Origin of the sequence: Pedobacter sp. P26 (genome assembly GCF_050632135.1) — a bacterium.
In the GTDB taxonomy this organism is placed as follows: Bacteria; Bacteroidota; Bacteroidia; order Sphingobacteriales; family Sphingobacteriaceae; genus Pedobacter.
Map to the genome: position 1 here is coordinate 2,977,002 of NZ_CP192574.1, position 22,318 is coordinate 2,999,319.

Annotated in this window: 19 protein-coding genes; 7 read left to right on the forward strand and 12 right to left on the reverse strand. The window is 40.0% G+C overall.

Annotated features, from left to right (window positions below; all coding sequences use genetic code 11):
• Window positions 1-238: 238 nt before the first annotated feature.
• From ACQ86H_RS13895 to ACQ86H_RS13920, 6 genes are all read left to right on the forward strand, one after another.
• Window positions 239-1,318, forward strand: a complete 1,080-nt coding sequence (locus ACQ86H_RS13895; RefSeq protein ID WP_138821230.1) for a fatty acid desaturase family protein — start codon at window positions 239-241, stop codon at window positions 1,316-1,318.
• Window positions 1,319-1,524: 206 nt separating this feature from the next.
• Window positions 1,525-2,109: a Crp/Fnr family transcriptional regulator gene (locus ACQ86H_RS13900; RefSeq protein WP_431295212.1), complete on the forward strand. Its 585-nt coding sequence runs from the start codon at window positions 1,525-1,527 to the stop codon at window positions 2,107-2,109.
• Window positions 2,110-2,179: 70 nt separating this feature from the next.
• Window positions 2,180-2,848, forward strand: a complete 669-nt coding sequence (locus ACQ86H_RS13905) for a hypothetical protein (RefSeq protein ID WP_431295213.1) — start codon at window positions 2,180-2,182, stop codon at window positions 2,846-2,848.
• 412 nt (window positions 2,849-3,260) lie between these two features.
• The gene (locus ACQ86H_RS13910) at window positions 3,261-3,464 is read left to right on the forward strand and encodes a hypothetical protein (RefSeq protein WP_431295214.1); all 204 of its coding nucleotides are present in this window, start codon (window positions 3,261-3,263) and stop codon (window positions 3,462-3,464) included.
• Window positions 3,461-3,847 carry a GDSL-type esterase/lipase family protein gene (locus tag ACQ86H_RS13915; RefSeq protein ID WP_431295215.1) on the forward strand — a complete coding sequence of 129 codons (387 nt, stop codon included), beginning with the start codon at window positions 3,461-3,463 and terminating at the stop codon, window positions 3,845-3,847. Before ACQ86H_RS13910 ends, ACQ86H_RS13915 begins: the two co-directional genes overlap by 4 nt.
• A gap of 65 nt (window positions 3,848-3,912) precedes the next feature.
• On the forward strand, window positions 3,913-4,641 hold the full coding sequence (locus ACQ86H_RS13920) for an esterase family protein (protein ID WP_431295216.1): 729 nt from the start codon (window positions 3,913-3,915) through the stop codon (window positions 4,639-4,641).
• Between the two features lie 26 nt (window positions 4,642-4,667).
• Here the strand turns inward: ACQ86H_RS13920 and ACQ86H_RS13925 are convergent, their stop codons facing one another.
• Entirely contained in the window at window positions 4,668-5,192 is a 525-nt protein-coding gene (locus tag ACQ86H_RS13925) for a hypothetical protein (protein WP_431295217.1), read from the reverse strand.
• A 188-nt stretch (window positions 5,193-5,380) separates the two neighbouring features.
• Between ACQ86H_RS13925 and ACQ86H_RS13930 the strand changes: the two genes are divergently transcribed.
• Window positions 5,381-6,277 (forward strand): HAD-IIA family hydrolase, encoded by an 897-nt coding sequence (locus ACQ86H_RS13930; protein WP_431295218.1) that lies wholly within the window; start codon window positions 5,381-5,383, stop codon window positions 6,275-6,277.
• Window positions 6,278-6,615: 338 nt separating this feature from the next.
• On the opposite strand, the gene ACQ86H_RS13935 is transcribed toward ACQ86H_RS13930, so the two are convergent.
• The 11 genes from ACQ86H_RS13935 to ACQ86H_RS13985 all read right to left on the reverse strand — a co-directional run bounded on the left by ACQ86H_RS13935 (window position 6,616) and on the right by ACQ86H_RS13985 (window position 22,078).
• A complete protein-coding gene (locus ACQ86H_RS13935) occupies window positions 6,616-6,891 on the reverse strand; it encodes a hypothetical protein (protein ID WP_431295219.1) in 276 nt (91 codons plus the stop codon).
• A gap of 572 nt (window positions 6,892-7,463) precedes the next feature.
• Window positions 7,464-9,551, reverse strand: a complete 2,088-nt coding sequence (locus ACQ86H_RS13940) for an alpha-galactosidase (RefSeq protein WP_431295220.1) — start codon at window positions 9,549-9,551, stop codon at window positions 7,464-7,466.
• Window positions 9,514-9,672 (reverse strand): hypothetical protein, encoded by a 159-nt coding sequence (locus ACQ86H_RS13945; protein WP_431295221.1) that lies wholly within the window; start codon window positions 9,670-9,672, stop codon window positions 9,514-9,516. Before ACQ86H_RS13945 ends, ACQ86H_RS13940 begins: the two co-directional genes overlap by 38 nt.
• 119 nt (window positions 9,673-9,791) lie before the next feature.
• On the reverse strand, window positions 9,792-11,765 hold the full coding sequence (locus ACQ86H_RS13950) for an alpha-galactosidase (RefSeq protein WP_431295222.1): 1,974 nt from the start codon (window positions 11,763-11,765) through the stop codon (window positions 9,792-9,794).
• 8 nt (window positions 11,766-11,773) lie between these two features.
• A complete protein-coding gene (locus ACQ86H_RS13955; RefSeq protein WP_431295223.1) occupies window positions 11,774-13,195 on the reverse strand; it encodes a glycosyl hydrolase family 95 catalytic domain-containing protein in 1,422 nt (473 codons plus the stop codon).
• Between the two features lie 11 nt (window positions 13,196-13,206).
• Window positions 13,207-14,106, reverse strand: coding sequence for a glycoside hydrolase family 95 protein (locus tag ACQ86H_RS13960; protein ID WP_431295224.1), 900 nt, complete (start codon window positions 14,104-14,106; stop codon window positions 13,207-13,209).
• 227 nt (window positions 14,107-14,333) lie between these two features.
• Window positions 14,334-15,554, reverse strand: a complete 1,221-nt coding sequence (locus tag ACQ86H_RS13965) for a DUF4998 domain-containing protein (RefSeq protein ID WP_138821222.1) — start codon at window positions 15,552-15,554, stop codon at window positions 14,334-14,336.
• 33 nt (window positions 15,555-15,587) lie between these two features.
• Entirely contained in the window at window positions 15,588-15,980 is a 393-nt protein-coding gene (locus ACQ86H_RS13970; protein WP_431295225.1) for a DUF5000 domain-containing lipoprotein, read from the reverse strand.
• The gene (locus ACQ86H_RS13975; protein WP_431295226.1) at window positions 15,874-16,824 is read right to left on the reverse strand and encodes a DUF4959 domain-containing protein; all 951 of its coding nucleotides are present in this window, start codon (window positions 16,822-16,824) and stop codon (window positions 15,874-15,876) included. Before ACQ86H_RS13975 ends, ACQ86H_RS13970 begins: the two co-directional genes overlap by 107 nt.
• A 17-nt stretch (window positions 16,825-16,841) precedes the next feature.
• On the reverse strand, window positions 16,842-18,773 hold the full coding sequence (locus tag ACQ86H_RS13980) for a RagB/SusD family nutrient uptake outer membrane protein (protein WP_431295227.1): 1,932 nt from the start codon (window positions 18,771-18,773) through the stop codon (window positions 16,842-16,844).
• On the reverse strand, window positions 18,773-22,078 hold the full coding sequence (locus ACQ86H_RS13985; protein WP_431295228.1) for a SusC/RagA family TonB-linked outer membrane protein: 3,306 nt from the start codon (window positions 22,076-22,078) through the stop codon (window positions 18,773-18,775). The genes ACQ86H_RS13980 and ACQ86H_RS13985 overlap by 1 nt, the downstream gene beginning before the upstream one ends.
• Window positions 22,079-22,318 lie beyond the last annotated feature (240 nt).

The following is a 22,318-nucleotide window of genomic DNA, read 5'->3' on the forward strand; positions in this document are numbered from 1 at the left end:
CGCTATAGGCATAAATTAGTGCTTTATCGCTGCGCATGAACTATTTTAACAAAACAGGGCTTTTATTTAACGTTTTATGTAGGTAAATCAATAACTAAAGTTATTACCTTCGTCGAAAACTAAACAGGCGGATTTACGTTAGTATTAGAAGCGGGACAAAATTGTTCCGGGAAACAAAAAAAACTTAATGAACTTGGAGCATCGACCTCGTACATGGGGTAGATAAGAGCACAAGATCATGAAATCAAAAGCAAAATTCCCATCTTTATCGGGAAACTCCTTTTACACTGAGGTGCGCCGCAGGGTAAACAACGACTTTAGAGAAAACAACAGAAGCACAAATGGCAATAAGCTGATGTGGTTTAAAGCCTGTCTTTTCCTTACCATATTTTTGGCACTTTACTTTACGATATTGCTTTTGCCTGTCCATAGCTTAATCCTTTTCAGTTTAACCATTTTACTCGGTGCCACCTGTGCTTTTATTGGTTTCAATATTTGTCATGATGCCATTCACGGTTCTTTTTCGAGTTCTAAACGCACCAATTTGTTTTTCAGTTTTCTGTTTAATATGGTAGGTGCAAATCCTTATGTGTGGAACATTACCCACAATGTGGTTCACCATACTTATACCAATATACCTGGTCATGATGAAGATATTGAAGTAGCACCGGGGCTGATCCGTATATGTAATGAAGATGAATTAAAACCACACCAGCGTTTTCAGCAGTGGTATGCTTTTCCTTTATACAGTCTGGCTTCCCTTTCCTGGGTGTTTCGTAAAGATTATAAAAAGTTTTTTCAAAAGAGTGTGGGTGCCTGCCAGAACAAGCATCCCAAGATCGAATACTTTAATCTGTTTTTCTATAAATTTCTCTATTACTTCATTTTTATTGGTCTGCCGATACTGATTATGCCGCTTGCCTGGTGGCAGGTTGCCATCGGCTTTGTGGTGTTACATGTCGCTCAGGGTTTAACCATGGGGTTGGTTTTCCAACTGGCTCATGTAGTAGAAGGAACAACTTTTCCAACAACCAATGCAGAAGGCAATATGGAAGAAGCCTGGGCCGAACACCAGATGCGTACTACAGCTAATTTTGCAACTCAATCGCCAATTTCAGCATTTTTTCTCGGTGGATTAAACCGACAGATAGAACACCACCTTTTTCCTAAAATATGCCATGTACATTATGGAAGAATATCTGGCATTGTAAAACAAACGGCGCTTGAATTCGGGCTACCCTATCATGAGAATACGACTTTCTTATCGGCACTACGTTCGCACTATCGGATATTGAAGAAGATGGGACGGGCGGTTTAATTTAGAGTTTAATCCGAGGTCAAAAATCTGTTAAGTAAGAAAGTGGCGGTCCCCACAATACTTCATTTCGAGCGAAGTGCAACGAAGTCGAGAAATCTATCAAGATAGACCTCTCCATTCCAATACGTTCCAGTCTAGATGACGCCTTGATCAACCAATGACCAATCACCTTAATTATTTTTATATTCGCTTAAATGCAATCGGGAATGACAAAAGGAAGACTAATCGATTTTTTTAATCAGGGCTATAGCGTTTCGCCAGTTATCTACCAGCAAATTGCTGAACACTTCACTTATAAAAAATTAGCTAAAGGTGAATTTCAACTATTGGCAGAAAAAGTATGCAACGAGTATTTTTTTCTGGAAAAAGGTTATATGCGGGCATTTGTACGTGATACAGAGAGTAACGAAGTAACCACAAATTTTTACACACCTGGACAAATGGTGTTCGAGGTTTCGTCCTTTTTTAAGCGAGGTAAATCAAAAGAAAATATCCATGCATTAAGCGAATGTGAGGGTTGGTTTATTACTTTTAGTCAACTGAACGAACTTTTCCATACTATACCTGAGTTTAGGGATTTCGGAAGATCGATACTTGTGCAAGGCTTTTCTGAACTTAAAAGCAGAATGCTGTCGATGATTACCGAAACGGCTGAACAGCGCTACATTGAATTGCTAAAATCAAATCCTGTTATTTTTCAGCATGCGCCTTTAAAAAACATTGCTTCTTTTTTGGGTATAACAGATACTTCACTAAGCAGGATCAGAAAAGACTTTGCCAAAAGGCGTTAATGGGTATTTCTTGCCAAATGCTAAGAGTTACGCGAGTTAAAAGCAGTTCTTTTGTGTAAACAATTCACTCATGGAACATTTACCTCTATCACTTTACCTTTTATTCGTATTAACAGCCCTACTTACTTTAATATTATTTTTTAGGGCTGCTGGTTTTTCAAAGGGCTTAATCAGCATATTCTCTTTATGGTTGATTATTCAATCGATATTGAGCATTTCAGGTTTTTATCAGGTAACAAATCTAATGCCTCCCCGATTTATACTACTTATTTTACTCCCTATCATACTTATTGTTATTACTTTTCTAACCAAAAATGGAAAGAACTTTATTGCGAGACTTGATATTGGAAAACTAACGACATTGCATATTATCAGAATACCTGTTGAATTGACACTTTACTGGTTATTCCTTCATAAAGCAGTGCCAGAGGTAATGACTTTTGAAGGCAGAAATTTTGATATTTTATGTGGTATTACCGCCCCCTTAGTTTATTATTTTGGTTATGTTAAAAATGTGTTTAATAAAAAGGTATTATTAGCATGGAACATCATTTGCCTGTTATTATTAGTAAACATCGTGAGCACAGCCTTATTATCTGCACCATTTCCGACACAACAAATAGCTTTTTCACAGCCGAATATTGCATTATTATACTTTCCATTTACTTTGCTTCCTGGCCTTATTGTACCTATTGTATTGTTTTCCCATTTGGTTTCGATCAGTAAGTTGATTGACTAGTCTGGAGTTTTTAGTCCGAAGTCGATTACATGATCAGTATTTGTTAATTATTGAATAAAGGGTCATTCTGAGCTGTAATGAATGTAGAAAGGTTAATATAAATGCTAGCAATTAATTAACGCGTAAAAATTCTTTCAAGTTACCGTCATTTCTAGCGAAGTGCAACGCGGCCGAGAACCCGAAGGCTCTGCGAAGCAAAATCTGTCTAGATAGATCTCTCCACTTCGAGTTGCTCCGGTCGAGGATGATCAGACTAATGTATTATGTCTATGGCGATTGAGAAGTGTATTTAGTTGAGCGTTTGTCATTCGGTGCTTGGAGCCAGTTAGCCGATTAACCAATCTACCCTCTTTACACAAACTTAACACATCCCCCATTCCTTTAAAAGTCAGATCTTTTTATCTTTAGCAATATGTATTGGTACGAAGAAGAGGTTAAGCAATTAGAAAGAAAGCATCGCTTAGACCGTGAACATCCTGGGATTATTTTCTATGGAAGTTCATCTATACGTTTATGGAACAGCCTCGATGATGATTTCGATTTCACCAGAGTAACCAATTTGGGTTTTGGAGGATCTACCTTAGCAGCCTGTGTATGGTTTTTGAAAGGATTATGATAGATTACAAGCCAAAAGCATTGGTGGTTTATGCTGGCGATAATGATTTGGGTGATGGTAGAAATCCTGAAGAAATCTTTATATTTTTCCAGCAACTGATGGTAAAAGTTAACATAAGGTTTGGAAACCTGCCCTGCTATTTTATTTCATTAAAACCAAGTATCCATCGCTGGCATATTGCCGATCAGTTTAGGTACACCAATAACCTTATCGAGAGCGAAATTATTAAACTGCATGGTAACTGGAAATTTATTGATGTATTTAAGAAAATGCTAGATAAATCGGGGCATCCAAATCCTTCACTTTACGATTACGATGGTTTACATTTAAGCGAAGAAGGCTACCGTCTGTGGACAGAATCGGTTAAGGAAAAATTAGGCTAATCATTACTGTTAATTAATATCCTGGTAACATCGGAGCCCTATTTTTCCATAAAGTTTTTAAACAAATGAACAGGGAATACCACAGGTGGTTTAGTCATAATTTGCAACGGGATATGGAGTTGCTGATTTTCGGGCATAGCGGAAGAGCTGTTATCTTTTTCCCCACCCGTATGGCGAGATTTTACGATTATGAAAACTGGGGAATCATCGCGTCTCTTTGCCACCAGATCGAAAATGGCGAACTCCAGCTTTACTGTGTGGATAGTATTGATGGCGAAAGTTTTTATAACGATGATGTATTTCCTTCCGTTAGGATCGAGCGCCATTTGCAGTACGAAAAATACCTTTTGGAAGAAGTAATGCCGCTTATTTACCAGAAGAATAATGCTAATTATGTAGAAACTGCTGGCTGTAGCATGGGTGCTTACCATGCCATCAACCTCGCCATGAAATATCCCTGGTTATTTAAAAAGGCTGTAGGCATTAGCGGAAGATATGATCTTACGGATAATATAGGCGATTTCAGGGACCTGCTGAACGGATTCCATAATGAAAAAGTATATTTTAACATGCCGGCGCAATACCTCGCCAACCTTCATGATGATAAATTACTTTCGGAAGTAAGAAATATGGAAATTATTCTGGCCGTAGGTGAAACAGATCCATTTTTAAGTGGAAACCAGCATTTAAGTAACTTATTATGGAAAAAAGGTGTACCCAATCAGTTTCATACCTGGGAAAGTAACGCACACCGCCCCCACTATTGGCGAAAAATGGCGCCTATGTACATTTAATTATCACATTACACAAGCGCCTCATCTTATTTCACAGCTAAATTAAAATATTGTTTAATGTGAATGGTATCTACAGGTTTTTTAGATTTTTCGGCAGCTAGAACAATATGAGCATCCAACAGCCATTTTTCTGCTGAACTATTAATGCTCGTTACTTTAATTCCTTTAACCTTACCTGCAATTGGAATTAAGTTGAAATAATCACATGAAGCGCAAGAAAACAGATATTTTACCTTTCCGGCGAGAATATCATCATCCGTTAATAAAAATTTATCACCCTGCATAGGTGCCTGAATAGATACCCTCGTGGTGCTGAAGTTATTACTCTTCGTAGTCAGAAAAATCCGCTGTTGGCCAATTGTAAGTGCCATCTGCTGATCGGTCGTTGCTGCATAATTAACATATTCAAACAGGCAGTTTCCTTCAGTACAGGGAGTTAGATTTTGCGCGTCAATGGTAAAATCCATTGGGTTACCTGTTTTCTTTTTACAAGCATTCAAGATGCTTAATGCAATTAAAAAGGCGAAAGTTACTTTAAAGGCATTTTTCATGATTTGATTTTCGATGAAAACGGCACAAATCGAGGATATGTTACAGCTCAGGCATTATTTTTTATCAAATAAATGAACCGGAAAAAACACCATTTAAACATAATGTGCAATGGCTTAAGTTAATTATCGCTGTCGTCAGTCTGAGCATAGTCGAAGACTTCTTGAGATTTATCCTTAAATTAATAACATTGCACAAAGGGATTAATTTGGCAAAAAACTACTTTTCAAAAGACTTTATTTTAACATTGGTTGAACAGGAAAATATTAAGTTTGCACATAAACAGATTAAATCTACAAAATATATGAAACAAGGATTATTAATAGATATGGATGGGGTGATTTATAGCGGGGAAGAATTGATATTTGGCGCTGATAAATTCATTAAAAATTTAATTGATGAGGATATTCCTTTCGCATTTATGACCAACAATAGTCAACGAACTGCTTTAGAGGTGGTGCGAAAACTAAAAGGACTTGGTATAAAGGTAGAAGAAAGCCATGTGTATACCAGCGCTATGGCTACCGGAAAATTTCTGTCTGATCAAAGTCCGAATGGTACCGCTTATGTATTGGGCGAAGGTGGTTTATTAAGCAGTTTACACGATCATGGCATTACTTTAGTAAATACCGATCCGGAATTTGTGGTATTGGGAGAAGGCAGGAATTTCACGCTCGAAATGGTTCAGCGTGCTGTTGATATGATTCTTGCGGGAGCTAAATTTATCACAACCAATAGAGATCCATCACCCAAAAAACCAGGATGGAATAATTTAGGTATAGCTGCAACTACTGCCATGATTGAAGAAGCAACCGGTAGAAAAGCCTTTGTTACAGGTAAACCAAGTCCGGTGATGATGCGTTCGGCACGTAAATTCCTGGGATTGGAAACCAGTGAAACCACTGTTATTGGCGATACCATGGAAACTGATATACAGGGTGGTGTACAGATGGGTTATAAAACCATTTTGGTGCTTTCGGGCATATCAAGTAAGGATACCTTAGGACATTATGCTTTTAAACCAGATATGATTGCAAGTTCTGTTGATGAGATAAAGTTTCCATTGACATGGTGGGATAGCAAGTAGTTGTGAGTTCGTAGTGCTTAATCTGTAACGTTTTAGAAACTTAAATAAGAATCAAAATGGAATTATAATATATATAAATTCAACGAAGAGCTTGTATTATAAATAGATATGTCATCCTGGGGGACTTGTATTGGGGTAAAGGACTGTTTAGACACTCTTTAAGGTATTTCGATAAGCTCAACAGGACAACATCGAAGGTGAAATCGCCATTAAAATACTAGCTCCTCTAAAAGGGATGGCTGACCGGTACCAGTAACCAGTGAAAAATTTAACTAATTATTCGTGAACGAAAGGACTTTCAGGAACCACTTTCTATTTATTCTCTTAGAGCAACTGAATTACTTTATTTTGCTAATTGTAAATAATTGGGTTGAGTGGAGATATACTGGCTTAAAAAAACTTAAGCGATAATCGGTTGCAAATACAACGGGGGCACCACTAAACTTAGCACTTGTTCCAACCTGATTAAATAAACTAAATGAAGCTGAATCATTTACAACCTGCTCATGTACTGGTATGTCAGGCATTTTTTTGTCTGTAAATTTATTCGCTTTGGTTAGAAGTCCAATTGCTGGAATAACCATTAATAGCGCCACGCAAGAAATCAGTCTCATATTATTTATGCTTAAATCTTCTTATTATTTGGTTCGCTTTTTTAAACAAATATGAACGGATGTTATTATTAAGATAATTAGCTAGCATTATGAAATTGTTAAAGTTAGAGTGCAGTTTTAATTCAATATTAAGTGTAGACCGACTTAAAGAAGCAAATTATTCCTACAGCAGATAATGAACTAATTCAATGACGGCTTTACCTCACGCGATCGTCATGCTGAGCTGTAGCGTAGCGGAATACTCTGTGGTTAAAAAGAAGCCAAGAATGCACGGTAAACACGGAGTATCCTACGCGTTTCGTCAAACCCAACTTGATTGGGAACCACGAAGTGCTCATGAATGCCTCTGAAAAAAGGAAACTCATGAATAATAATCGTAATGCTTAAGTAAGACTTGCAGGTTGCTTTAATATTACCGCCTGCGCGAGATTGACGATCGCATTTATTCACCACTCAACTTTGCTCCCTTTGCGTTCCATCTCTGCGAATTTTGGGGTTAAAAAAAATGGAGAAACCATTATTAGATCTCTCCATTTCGTTGCGCTACAGTCAAGATGACGAGTCGGGTTAATTTATTTCACCTCCTCAAATTTCAACACCACACTCGTCCTATCGGTGTTTAAATTAGGATTAAAACCAACCTTCATTAAAAAATCGCCTGTATAAATTTTGCTGCCATCAATTGGTGATTTAGTCCCGGGAAATAAATTAATTTCTTTAATCTGATATTTCTTAGCTGCATCCAATCCATTCAGTTTTACCGGATATTTACTGCCTTGGCCATAACGGTAATTGACCAGATAGTTAAAGATCACACCTTCGGTTTTCTGCTCATTTACATACAATATGGAGGCAACGCTGCCTGCACGTGGGTCGGCCAAACGATATTGTTCACCTTGCCAGATAATGCCTTTCACATCATTATAATTCTTGATTGCATCCTGACAGAACTGAAGTTCCTTTTCAGGCAGTTTGCTTACCACAATATCGAAACCCAGTTTACCCATCATGGCTACATCGGTACGGAACTTTATGGATTGTTTGCCCCAGTCGGTAACATGATTAGAACTGCTGATGGCCGGATAAAAATAAGAGTATTCCCATTGCATAAAAATCCTTTCCAATGGGTCGGTATTATCGCTTGGCCAAAACTCCGTAAAATACTGTAATGCAGCATAATCTACCCTGCCACCTCCGCCCGAGCATAACATCATCGGTACAGTTGGATATTTAGCACGGATGCGCTGCAGCACGCTGTACAAGCCCTTTACATAATCAATATAAAAGTGCGACTGATTTTTCTGGTGTGCCGAATAAGCATTATAAATTACCGCATTACAATCCCATTTAATATAGGCCAGTTTCGGATTTTTGGTAAACAGATCGTCAACCACTCCGAAAACAAAATCCTGCACTTTTGGGTTCGAAAGATCAAGTTCCAGCTGGTTCCTGAAATAATATTCCGGACGGTTTGGCTGTTTAACCACCCAATCGGGATGTTTTTCGTATAATTCGCTCTTCGGACTCACCATTTCTGGTTCGATCCATATCCCGAACCTGGTTCCAACATTATCGGCTTCTTTTACCAGCGAAGCAATGCCATTTGGCAATTTCTTTTTGTTTTCCTGCCAGTCCCCCAAAGCCGCATGGTCGTCGTTACGTGGGTATTTATTCCCGAACCAGCCGTCATCCAACAAAAAGAAATCGACGCCTAGTTTCTTGGTATCTTTTAATAATTCTGCCAGTTTCTGTTCATTAAAGTCGAAATAAGTAGCCTCCCAATTGTTCAAAAGGGTCAGTCTACTGCCCTTACCATCTAATATTTTATAATTACGTGCCCAATTCTGTAATTTTCTGCTGGCATCGCCCTTTCCCTGATCAGAAAAAGTATATAAAAATGCAGGAGTGGCAAAAACTTCTCCCGGTTTTAAGCTGTAAGGCGAAGCATAATTATTCATGCCGGCAATGATGCGCAGGTTGTCCTGATAATCAAGCTCCAGATCGACCTTGAAATTACCGCTCCACTCCAAAGCACCATATAAAACATTGCCCTCGTTCTCTTCTGCAGGTTTATCCATTGAGATCATAAAAACAGATGGTTGAAAAAGGTTGGCCCTGGTACCTAATTTGCTATCCAAAGTTTTAATGCCGTGGGTAATTTCACTTTGCTCGGGCTGCATTTCCTTTGCCCAATCGCCATGGTACTGGTTCAGCCAAAAATGTGGCGATTTTAAATGCAGGTTGGCCGAAGCATATTTATGCAATACCACATTACTTTTTTCGCTGTGTTTAATTTCCGTCCACTGCTCTATTACATCCTGTTTATAAAAACATTTATAAAACAGCGTGACTTCGAAATTGTACACCGGATCTTTTAGCCTGATCTTTAACAGACTTACATTGTCATCGATTGCGGCAACAGTATGATCGACATATTTCAGATCGAGGGAATTATTACCATCGGCATGGGTAACACTAATAGCAGGTTCTACCAGGTTTCTCGTTCCGGATGGCGTATAAGCCGAATTTAATTGACCGGTATAATCTTCTGTTTGTTTGTACTGACTATTAACCTGAGCATATTCCTGTTTATCGGCTAGTTTTTTCCAAAAAATATAGTGTTTACATCTTTTTTGAGTCGGTCTGTAAAACGAGTGCATTATGTGCAGTTTCGATGGGTATAATGGTTTGTGCATTGCTATTCGACATGGCAAAAAGAGAAATTGCCATTGCCAATGCGCCATGCCTGAAGTATCCTGTTGTTTGATGTGATCTGTTCATTGTACTTTCAATAGTAATTGATAATGTTTTATAGATAGCGGTTTGATTAATTTATGGTTTGAGCGTAATTTTAAAGATCGCTGCGTCTTTTGCTGCAAGCCTGATGATTTGGTTGTTTTTTAAGGCTTCTTTTTTCTACTAATTAAATTTTCAGTGCCATACACCTGATCTAATTTTAAACCGATCCTGGAGAAGTCGATATTGAAGTCCTTGGTTTCATCGCTATAATTAAATACAGCCAGATATTTCACTCCATTAAGTTCTTTTACAAACAGTTGTGAGGCAGATTTGCCCCTGTTTCCTTCTACCGGAACAAATGCTTTTCCATCCTCTAAAATCTTTAAGATTTCGGCATTGCTCAATAAATGCCGGGCTGTGCCTGTCCATTTTCCCTGACGTGAAAAATCATCGCCGGTGATGCAGGTGCCCGTAACAATGGCTGATAAAAGTCTGGCCTTATTTTCTCCGTCTGACTGATCGGAGAATACCACATGGTCGGCATCGATATAATCGTAAAGGTAAGTTTGCCACCAGCCGTTGCTCACACTGTTTAAGGTATATTCGGTATCTTTTATTGATTTAAAGGCATCACAGGCAATCCGGCGGACATGCACATATCGGCCAGAAGCCATACTTGGTGAAATTGCCGCATAAACCAGCATTTTACCATCAAGTTGTTTTAATAGAAACTCCATTCCGGTTTTATAGGCTTGCATTCCCGTGGTGATTTTGGGATCGTAAAAATGATCGGATTCTATCGCCGCATGACCTAAAAAATCAATTTTAATCATTTCGAATCCACACTCTTTAAACTTATTGATTACGGTTGCAATGCGTTGTTGCGTACCCGGGTGTGTGGGATCTAGTGCCCTTGCACCATCAATATCATGATAGCCTGAGTCAACTTTTGTCCACATTTCTCCAAATGTATAATCTGTTCCTTCGGCTTTGCGGTTACCTCCGCCTGCAAACCCCCAATCAACAAAAGGTGCCCAGTAGATGCCCGGTTTTAATCCCTTCGATTTGGCGTGATCGGCAAAAGCTTTCAGTTTGGAGTAATCGCCGGTTAAGCCTCCTTTTAAAAGGTTATCCCAGTACGAATCGAGATCGATAAATGCGACGTCACCACTCCGGAAACTTTTTAAACTATCAGCAAAAAAATCGCTTACCTGATTGGCTTTTTCGAGTGTGATTTTCTCCTGCATGGCACCCCAGCTGTTCCAGCCTACCGGTGTGGCATTATTCCATTTAAAAACCATGGGAGGTTCTGAAATCCTGTTCAGTTTGGCATAAGTTTCCATACCCAAACGCCAATCATCAAAAGCTCCGAAAAATACTTTTGCAGAACTCACCGAATTGCCGGTTAAATAACCATGTATAATTTTATCGCGGGTTATACTTTCTTCGGTATAACCACAGATGGCCTGTATACTGATCTTTTTATCGCTATTCATTGCAGTAATTACACCTGTTTTCCAGTTGGTGTGGTCGATAGAACCGATTACAAAACCTTTTCGTGATTGATCATGGTATAAAGCGGTAACTTCAGCACTTGGATTGCTTACATTAGCTATTAAGGGTACTGTATTGTAAGAAATGAAAGTATCGTTATCAAATGGTACAAATAAACTCGTTGGGGTATCCGAAGGTTGTTGATCGATCAGGTTTCCGTTTATGGGAACAATATGATTAATGGATAAATTAGCACCTTTCAGGATAATGCTGATCATAAAATAATCTTTATGGATATAGGTATAAAATACCTGTTGCATGGTTGGCAAACCAACTTGTTTTAACAGTAAAATGTGTTTAAATCCATTGCCAAAACCATCTTTAATAGCCTTTTTACTATAGGTAATATCTTTATAATCTTTGGAGCTGAACAATGTTTTCTGGTACTCGGCTTGTGAGAAACCATTTAGCAACAGTTGCTTCGGCCCGTCCGACACATTAAAAGTGCCGGTTTCAAGATTATAGTCTATTTTTCCGGTTTTACCATAACCGATTATGATTGCAGAAGCAGATCTGCCGGAAAAGAACAGTATACTTAATATTAAAAGTGCCCGGTGTTTGAATAAAAATTTAAAAATCATGTATTGTTCTAAAATTTAACCGAAGTTATGGTGCTTACCTTTCCGTTTATTTTAACTTTTACCTTCTGCGGCATTGCCGAAGCAATTTTGTAGGCGGTAATTTTACCATCCTTCCAGTTCATATCAACCGCAAAATTGCCCCTCGCTTTTAAGCCCTGTATTTCGCCAAAAGCTTTCCATGCATCTGGAATGGCAGGTAAGAGTTCGATAAAACCATCGTGGCTCTGAATCAGCATTTCAGCAATGCCCGCAGCAGCACCAAAGTTGCCATCAATCTGGAACGGTGGTCCGGCTGATAACATATTCGGATAAACACCACCACCTGCTCCATAATTGATATCGGTACGCAATGTGGGTTTTAAAATCTCCCTGAACAATTTAAATGCCCGGTTCCCATCCTGTAACCTAGCCCAAAATAACTGTTTATAAGCAATCGACCAACTTGGTCCATCATCTCCCCTCACTTCGAGTGTTTTTTTTGCGGCTTCGGCCAAGGCAGGAGTTGAATTTGGAGTAATTAAACCAGCAGGATAAACGCCGTATAGATGAGAAATGTGGCGGTGCTGTGGATCAGTTTCCTTGTAATCTTCCAGCCACTCCTGTATGCGCCCGTCTTTGCTGATTACCCCCACTGGTGGAATCGATTTTAGTTTTTCCTGTAGCGAAGCACTAAACGAGACATCAACTTTAAGCAGTTTTGCTGCAGTAATTACGTTATTAAAAAGTTCTCTCACAATCTGGTTATCGATGGTTGGTCCCATCGAAATGCTTGCGGTTTTTCCGTTGGGCATGTAAAAAGAATTCTCTGGCGATACGGATGGCGAGGTAACTAACCAGCCTGTTTTTGGATCTTTGATCAAAGCACTCTGGTAAAATGCAGCCGATCCTTTTAAAATGGGATAAATGCTTTTGAGGTATTTTAGATCCCGGCTATAAGCGAAATGATCCCAAAGGTTGCTGCATAACCAGCCCGAACCTGCATTTGAGGCACCCCAGGAGGCACTTTCACCCGGTTCGGTAAAGCCCCAAACATTGGTAATGACGTGGGCTATCCAGCCATCTGCATTGTAATAAGCCTTTGCGGTTTTTGCACCATGTTCGGTTAAATTCCTCACCAGTTCGGCTAGTGGAAGATTTAATTCCGATAAATTGGCAGGCTCTATGGCAAAGTGGTTCATCTGCACATTAACATCCAAATGGTAATCGCCGTTCCAGGGAGTATTGATCTGATTTGCCCATAAACCCTGAAGATTTGGAGGTAAAAGCCCTACCCTGGTACTACTGATGCTTAAATAGCGGCCAAACTGAAAGAACAGGGCACTTAGTGAGACATCATTTTTGTAATCTTTATAAAAATGATCCAATCTTACGTCGGTTGGCTGTTTAGCAGCTTCACCTTCTCCTAAATTAATTTTTAAACGGTTAAACAATTTGCCAAAGTTTAAACGGTGTTTAGCCAGTTCTGCCGCATAAGTTTTCTTTTTGCTTCCTGCAACACATTTTTCACCCTTGCTTCGAAATCTGCATGTTTAAAATCGGTTTCTGCGGCTACATAAATAATAATTTCGGTAGCATCTTTTATTTTAAGGACATTGTCTTCGCTCCTAACCGAACCATCTTTCAGTTTGGTACTTACGCGGCTTATGTACTTCATGCCCTTTCCATCGGTTCCATTATCCAGCTGACCAAACATCAAAAGTTCATTGCCCTGACTGGCTAATGTTGCTTTTTCTGACCTGCTGATGGATATGTTGCAGTTCAGTTTTTTAGGCTGATCGGCAGTAATTCGGATGATATTTACGTCATCATCAAAACTGCAGAAATATTCCCTTTTGTATTTTACACCACTGAGCGTAAATTCGGTTGTGGCCACCGCCTTATCCAGCGATAGCGTTCTTTTGTAAACCGCTGGTTTTACATCTTTAACGCCTGGATACTCATAATCAAGTTGCAAATTGCCCAGTGTTTGGTACTTGCCCCAGGTTGCCCCTCCAGATCCCTGCCCTTTGCAAACAAAATCGCGGTTTACGAGTTCCTGTGCTTCGTCATTTTTACCTTCCAATATCAGTTGCCTGATTTTCGGCAAACTTTTATAGGCTTCGTAATTGTTGGCGTCCTGTTTCCCGCCGCTCCATAAGGTAATATCGTTCAGCACAATATTTTCTTTGGTAATGCCACCATCTGGTGTCATGCCGAGTTTACCATTGCCCAAGGGAAGGGTTTCTTCCCAGATTCTGGCAGGTTTATCGTACCAGAGCAACAATGGTTTTTGCTGGGCAAAGGTATATTCACCTATAAAAAACGAGAGGAGTAAAATAATGATCAGTTGCTTTTTATACATTTTTCATTTGTGTGTTGTTGTACTCATAATTAAAAAAGGCATTAACCACAGATGGACACAGATAAACACGGATTTTATATCTGTGTGCATCCTTTTCATCTGTGGTTAAAAGAATGGATCCGGTCAATTTAGATCTATCTAGGTAGATCTCTCGACTTCGCTGCACTCTGCTCGAAATGACGATCGCCGGTGGCTTATCAAACCACATTAATCGAATCAAATAACATTTACTGCTTATTCCAGAATCTCATTTCGCTCATATTGCTATAATTGCCATCGCCGGTAGTTACATGTTTGATCCTGATGCGAATATAACGAATCGGTTTACCTCCGTTATCAAGTTCAGCCGTTATTGCATTTTTGCCATCATCCGTTCTGGTCACGTCTTTCAAAAGCGTCCACCCTTTGCTGGTGGCTTCAGCCGGCCAACCATTATCGCTAGCCGATAAGTTGGTGTTTGCATTGCTTAGATCGGCTATTCCCCAAACTTCAAAGCGATCAGGATTATTACAACAATCTCTTCCGGTTTCTTCGATGCGGGATAAATTGGTGTATATTTTACCTAAATCGAAGGTAATTACATGTGGCATTCCGCTGTTACCTGCGCTATGAAAAATATTCGGGTAGCCCTGCGGACCAACGCTTCCATCCCATAATTTACTGATGCTGGTACCCGATTCGTAAGTCTGCGCATCGCCTGGTAATCGCACTTCGTTAAAAAGTGATCTATCGCAAAGTACATAGGTAAAAATCTGCGGAAAGGTAGAAAAATCAGATACCGTGAATATATCCAAAGAACCCTTGCCCGGAATATAAGATGATTTATAGAGGATACTGGTTCCGGCTTTATAATCAGGAAGTATGATGGCCGTATCAGCAGGCAAAAGAATTTTGTCTACACTTGTGCCCGCTGTATTGGTATACCTCACAACCGTATTTACATTGATGGTATCTGGTGTTTTAAAATTTAATTGTACCGAACCATTGCTGTTCACCAAATAAGGGTTTGTGGCGTTGTAAGGCCTGTTTAATAAGCCCGATTGATATAACGGCCCAAAAACCCTTACGTTTCTGGCTTCTATCGGAATCGATTTATGCCCCTGTGCATCATAAGAATAAACTGTAAAGGTATAAGTATATTCCTTCAAATTCGGAATGGTTACTTTGATGGTATCCAGAGGATTATGGGTTGTGGAGGTAACCACCACCGAATCGGCACTGTTGTTCCAGTACACTACATATTTACTCACACTCGGATCCGGACTAGGGTTCCACCACAGTGCAGTTCTTAAATTACCTGGTTTGGTTACAATATTAGCTACACGGCCCGGATAAACAATCTCGCCATCTTTTAAATAATCCTTAAAGGCAAGATCATCTTTGGTGCAACTGATAATTACTGTTACCAGCAATAACAGCAGACCGCTAATTTTATATATACTTTTCATATCTGAAAATTTATCTTTTTATATTATCATTAACTACCGTGGATCGCCGTAAAAGGCCATTTCCATCGCATGTGCAAAGGTACCGTTAGACCATGTTGTGCTTACTGATAGGCGCACATAACGTACTTTCGGGTTGGTTAAAGGAAAGTTGAAACTTACCCCTGCCTTTACAAAATCGTTATCAGCAGTAGTGTGTGCAACAGGCGCTAAACCAGATGGAGGATTTGGGTAATTGTAGTTCCCCATATTGATCCAGTCGCCGATAATGGTACCTTCTGGTGCCAAGATTGGAAGCTGAGCATCGCGAGGAGCATCCACATCAGAACCCCATACCGAAAATACTTTCGGGTTTCCATGTCCAAAGGCAAACTTGTCGCTTCCATCTGGTCTTTCCCATAAAATAAAGCGGCTTAACTTCGCACTCACCCCTAAACCAAATGTAGCAATTGCAGGCATTGCACCGCCCGGGAGCCGTATGCCATCCGTTTGAGTTACCGTCTGTTTTGCCATCCCATAAATAAGGAAGATCCCAACCATACGCAATCACGCCATCTGTAGGAAGCCTGTACTGGAAAAATTTATTTCTATCCAATAAGGTTTCAAAGAAAGGCGTAACAGTTGTATAAGTAGTATCGGAAATGTTTCCAAAATTATCGGTTACATAATAGCCTATTTTCTTTGCTACCGGCGCATAGCCCCTTACCGAATAGTTGATTATTTCCGTTTTACCATAATGCTGATCGATGACATCCGAAACATTATTATTGCTAAAACCCAGAAGAATAATCCCCAGATTATTTTTAGCAGGGTTTGTTCCTGTAATTTTGATTCCGCCAAAATCAGCTTCAGCATTAATAGTCGGTTTGGCCAGCAAATAAGGCGGGGTATCGGGATTAACTTTTACCACCACAGGATCAGACTTAACCTCTGCCCTGCTTACGGCATATAAAGTAACATCATAACCTTGCTTTTTGGCAAAACCATCCACCATAATCGAATCCGAATAATAGCTCGATTTAGTTTCGCGTGTGGTTACGCCGTTTATTTTATACTGTGCCAATACATACAAGAGGTTTTTTGAGTTTGGCAGAGAATAGGTAATATAAGCACCCCCATTAAAATTATCTACTTTAACATTGGTAACCACCCCAGGCTTGGTCATATCTGAAGAAGCAGGATCGTTATAAGTTTCCATCTTTTTACAGGCCGCAATACTGGCTACAAGGGAAACGATAAGGGCGAGGTAAATACTATTTTTAATACGTTTCATATCTTTAATATTTAAAACTACCAATAAGGGTTTTGAACTAAGTTTGGATTTACCACCAGATCGTAACTCCTGATTGGCCATAAATAATCTTTTAAACCAAAAACCGGGATAAATTGGGTAGTTGGACGGTAATAATTAATGGCCTCAGCATTATTGATGCTCCAACCTTGTATCGGTGCGGTTAAAACCGCCTGAAGTTCTTTCCACCTTCTTAAATCCCAACCGCTCTGGCCTTCAAAACACAGTTCGATCCTTCTTTCCTGGTGGATGATCTGCCTTAAACCATCTTTGGAATTAAATTTATTCGGATTTTTTGAAAAGTTTGTCCATGATACCTGTACACCCTGTAAACCCGCCCTTTGCCTAACTTTATCGATATAAGTAAACACTTCTGCGCTGGGTCCGCTTACCTCATTTAATGCTTCAGCATACAATAGGTATAAACCTGCAAGCCTGATCAATGGTAAACGAAAAGCCGATTGCTGAAAACCATCATCGTAAACAGAAGCATAACTCACCAGTTTCTTTGGCCAATAACCTGTAATGTTCAATCGGATGTTATCACTCGGCGCGGCAAGACCGGTTCCCCTTGCGGAAACATAGTATAATGGATTGGCCGGATCGTCCTGGTTATTTCTTCCGTTCCCGAACCAGATACTCCCATCAAAAGCAATATCGGCATAAAAGCGGGTTTCGCGTGCAAAATGCCCCTTTATGGTTTCGTAACCTTGCTGAATATAATAGCGGCTGGCATTATCCCCCACTTTAATGGCATTCCTGCCTGCATAATCCCAGGTTTTATCCTCACTGATCGGCACACCATTTACGGTATAAAAAAGCTCCTGTGTGCTTATCGGTGCAGAAAAAGTAGAAGGATTAGAAAAATTGTTCACTGCCGATTTTGGCGTAAGCCTTGGTGTGGCAAAACCCTGGTAACTAAACTCCGGATTGGAAGCCCAGATGATCTCCGAATTCAGCTCCCATTTCTCGGTTACTGCATTCTGCACATCCAATTCTCTTTTTAACGAATCGGATAGCTTACCTACCGTTGTTGGTGCACTAAAGGTGTATAATTTTATACCCTGACTTTCTGCAGCTGTAATGGCGGCTTTTGCTGCATCAGCTGCTTTTTTCCATTTTTGTGCGTCAAAAGCTGCCGGAAAAAGACTTATCCCATCTTTATCTTTAAAACTGACATAATCAGGATTGCCATTAAAAAGCGGGCTGGCCGATGTGGCCAAAACATCAGCTTTAACCGATAAGGCAATTACACTTGTTATCCTGCCTAATTCGGTAGCCTGACTGCTGATTACAGGAGGTAAATTAGGGATGGCTTCGTCTAATAGAGAAATAATATAATCAACCGTTTCATCAACTGGTGCCCTCTTTACACGCACTTCATCGGTACTGCTATTAATGGCCAGATTGGTTTTAATTAACGGAATTGGTCCGTACATTTTAAAAAGCACATAGTGATAATAAGCTTTTAAAAATTTTGTTTCGGCAATCCAGCGCTGTTTTTCAGTTGCGCCTAAATCAATCGGTTTATCAATATTTTCGAGCATGATATTACAGATCCTGATCGAACGCCACAAGCTATAGCTGCCTTCGCTGCCATCCCACGCATTTAAACCAGGGTTTGCTGCTGTTTGTGTTCCCCTTAACAGATTGAAACCTGTACGATTAAAATTCAGGTAATTATCAAGTGTGTTCGAATAAATCAGCTCCGATGAAGTGGTAAAACCAGGGTTCGAAGCCGCATCGTTCATGCGCTGCAGATAAGCATAACACGAGTATAAATAGTTTTCGGCTTCATTTCTGTTCCTGAAAGCATAATCAAGTGTGCCCAAATTATCGGGTGTGATATCAAGGTACTTTTTGCAGGATATAAAAGTGCATAACACCACCATGATGCAGCCGTATGTAAAATATGTTTTTATCGTTTTCATTATAAGGTTACGTTAAGACCAACATTGAATACCTTTTGGATTGGATAGGCAAAACCGTTTCCACCCTGCTCAGGATCCCACATTTTAAATGGACTCCAGGTAATCAGGTTTAAACCATTTAAATAAATGCGGCAAGAATTTAGCTTGATTTTACTCGAAATGCGCTGCGGAAGCGTATAGCCAAATTCAACTGATTTAAGCCTCAATAAACGGCCGTTTCTCATCCACCACGTACTGGTTTGTGCATTGTTTTCAAGATCTGTAGCATTTACGGCAAGCCTTGGATATAGCGCATACAAATTCTGATTTTCCGGCGACCAGTGGTTATCGGCAAAATCTTTTAGCAATTGAGTATTACCATAAATATACTGCTGATTGCTCGGTACAAAAGGACTCACCTTGGTTGGATCGATAAAGAAAGTCATCCTATCCTGTCCGGTAAAGAAAGCCGAAAGATCAAAACCTTTGTACGAAGAACTGAAACCGAAACCATATACCACTTCTGGCGACTGAGGAAAACCAATGTAAGCTTTATCGGCATCGTCAATTTTACCATCGTTATTTAAATCGCGATATTTAATATCTCCTGCCCTTGGCGGTTTACCACCTGTTGAGAAAATCTGTGTTGGAGAGTTCTGTACCTCTTTATCATCCACAAACAAACGTTCAGCAATGTAACCATAGTTTCTACTGATCGGCTGCCCCGTGGCATAACGGTAAGCTTCGGCCCATTGTGGCTCTTCGTAATTGATGTATTTATTTTTGGCAAAGGTTAAGTTAGAACGAACCGCAAAAGAAAATGCATTTACGTTAAACTTATAATCGAGTGATAAATCGATACCTCTTGATCTCGCTTTACCAATATTCGCACCAATATCTGGTGCACCGGTGTTTGGATCAATTGCCTCTAACCCTAACGTGCTGGGTACGTTTTTACGAATCATGTAAATATTGTAACGGTCATTATTGTACACCTCCGCAATAATGTTCATGTTTTTGAAAAGCGTAGCTTCTAAAGCCAGATTGGTTTGGCGCGAAGTTTCCCAGGTAATATCAGTATTTTCGTAACTGTTGATGTAAACGCCAGGACGTGTAACCCCACCATTATAACCAAACTGGGCATAGTTACCACCACCGTTTAAGTTTACGTCAGACTGGTAGAAAAAGCGTTGTGATCCGATGGCATCATTACCCACTAAACCAAAACTTCCCCTCAGCTTTAAACGGTTAACCACGTTGGCGATTCCACCTGTCCAGAATTCTTCGTTAGAAACAATCCATCCGGCACCAATGGTTGGGAAGAAACCAAATCGGTGGTTTTCCGAAAACCTTTCCGAGCCATTATAACCAAAGTTGGTTTCTAAAAAGTAACGGCTTTTGTACGAATAAGTTAACCGTCCTGCCAAGCCTAAATTCCGGTAAGGGAGCGAATATTGTAAAGTCCGGGTATTGGTTTTCGGATCTTTGGCATTGTTATAAAGATTTTGCTGAGCGGTACCAATTAATGCACCACTTACGGTATGGTTCTTACCAAAAGTATGATCGTAATTTACAGAAGCCTGCCCGTAAAGAAAGGTGCTGATGTTCGGATCGCCAGGGTAATAACTTAAATATTCCTGTGCAATGTTCGGAACCTGAGATGGATCTCCGGTAGCGGAGTTTAACCAGTTTAACACATAAGTATTGCTTGCTTTGTCGTAAGAGCCTACGTTATAGTAAAATGGAGAATAGGCCATTGACGAATCGAAGTAAGAATACCTGTTGGTACTGAAAATCGATTTAAACGAAAGTCCTTCTGTAAAAAAATCCAGTTTTTGATTCAACTCTAATTGTGCCGACATACGCGATTCAGTAGAATTTTTATGTCCGCGGAGCAATGCCGCATAAGGGTTGTTATACAAAATACTGTTTACCCCAGTGCCACCTGTGTTCCCAAACAAAATGTGCTGCGCATTTTGATTGGCCGCATCGGCAGGAAAATAAGCCGGAAAAATAACCGGACTGGTGTGTACCGCAATATTATAAAGATCGGTAGAAAAACCACCGTCGGTAGCCAACGGACCATTATATTCGCTAAAATTACCCGATAAACGCACCACCAGTTCGGTAGTTTTGCCTAAATCGATATTGATATTAGAGCGCAACTGGTAATTGCGGAATTTTACGTTGTTATCGTTGTTATTTTTTTCATCCTGATTAAGTACGCCATTATCAAGGTTATAGGAACCAGCAATGTAATACCTGGCCACGCCACCCCCACCGCTCACACTCATGTTGGCTCGTTGCGTACTGGTTCTCTTTTTAAACAATAGGCCTAACCAATCAACCGCTGGGTAAACATATTCGTTATACCCCGGACTTTTATTTACCGTTGCCTGCGTGTTGATGATCTGGTTTGGCGTAAACATCGGATCCATTCCCCTACCAATAGAAGCCTCATTAAAAAGCCTCATATAGGTAATCGGATCGGCAAGTTCTAAGTTTTGGGTAGATTGTGAAGAAGAGTTCTCCAGCCGGAAACTGATTTTGGCTTTACCCTCTTTACCAGATTTGGTAGCCACTAAAATTACCCCATTTGCGCCCCTGGCACCATATAATGCCGTAGCACTCGCATCTTTCAGTATCGAAAAACTCTCGATATCATCTACCTGAAGGCGTGCAAGATCCGAACTCGTTAACTCTACGTTATCGATCAAAATCAACGGATCCTGCTTGTAACCGAAAGTAGTTACCCCGCGGATAAAAAACTGCGAGTTATCCTGCCCGGGCTGTCCGCTGCGTTGATAACCGATTACACCCGCTATCTGACCAGAAAGTGCATTGGTTAAATTACTGGAAGGAATTTTAAGGTTACCCACTTTCACCGTGGTAACCGAACCTACCAAAGCCTCTTTACGTTGCTTTTGGCCCAAAGCCGTAATCACCACCTCTTCCGAAAGCATATTTTCTTCGGTTAATTTAATGTTGATGATATTACCTGCTCCAACCGTTGCCCTTTGTTCGCGGTAGCCTACATAAGAAAAGCGGAGGATTTCGCCGGGCGCAACATCAAGTACAAATTTCCCGTTATTATCGGTTTGTGTTCCTACGTTAACCTTGTTTACTACTGCCACAGTTACGCCGGGCAGCCCTACCCCTAGCGTATCGGTAACCTTACCCGTAATGGTTTTCTTCCCTGTTTGGGAATAACTGTTTACAGGCATAAAAATCAGGAAAAATACAAGCATCGAACCTGTCAATACCATTGCATTTTTTAGCCTGCCAGACACCGGTTGGTGCCCACAAAACAAAAATAATTGCTTCATTTGCTAATAAGCTTTTAAATGATGAATTAAAAAATTGTAGATAGATGTAGATCGACAGAAATTAATACCTTTTCAGATGTTGGATATCCTTCGGCCATCCTGTAGCAATTGATGGTAGGATTTGCATAACTGCACAATAAGTTGTAAAATTTCTCATAATTTGGAATTATTTGGTTAATGAAAACAATAGTTCAGACAAGTGATTTTAACATTTATTTACTTGTTACCCTCTTCTCTATG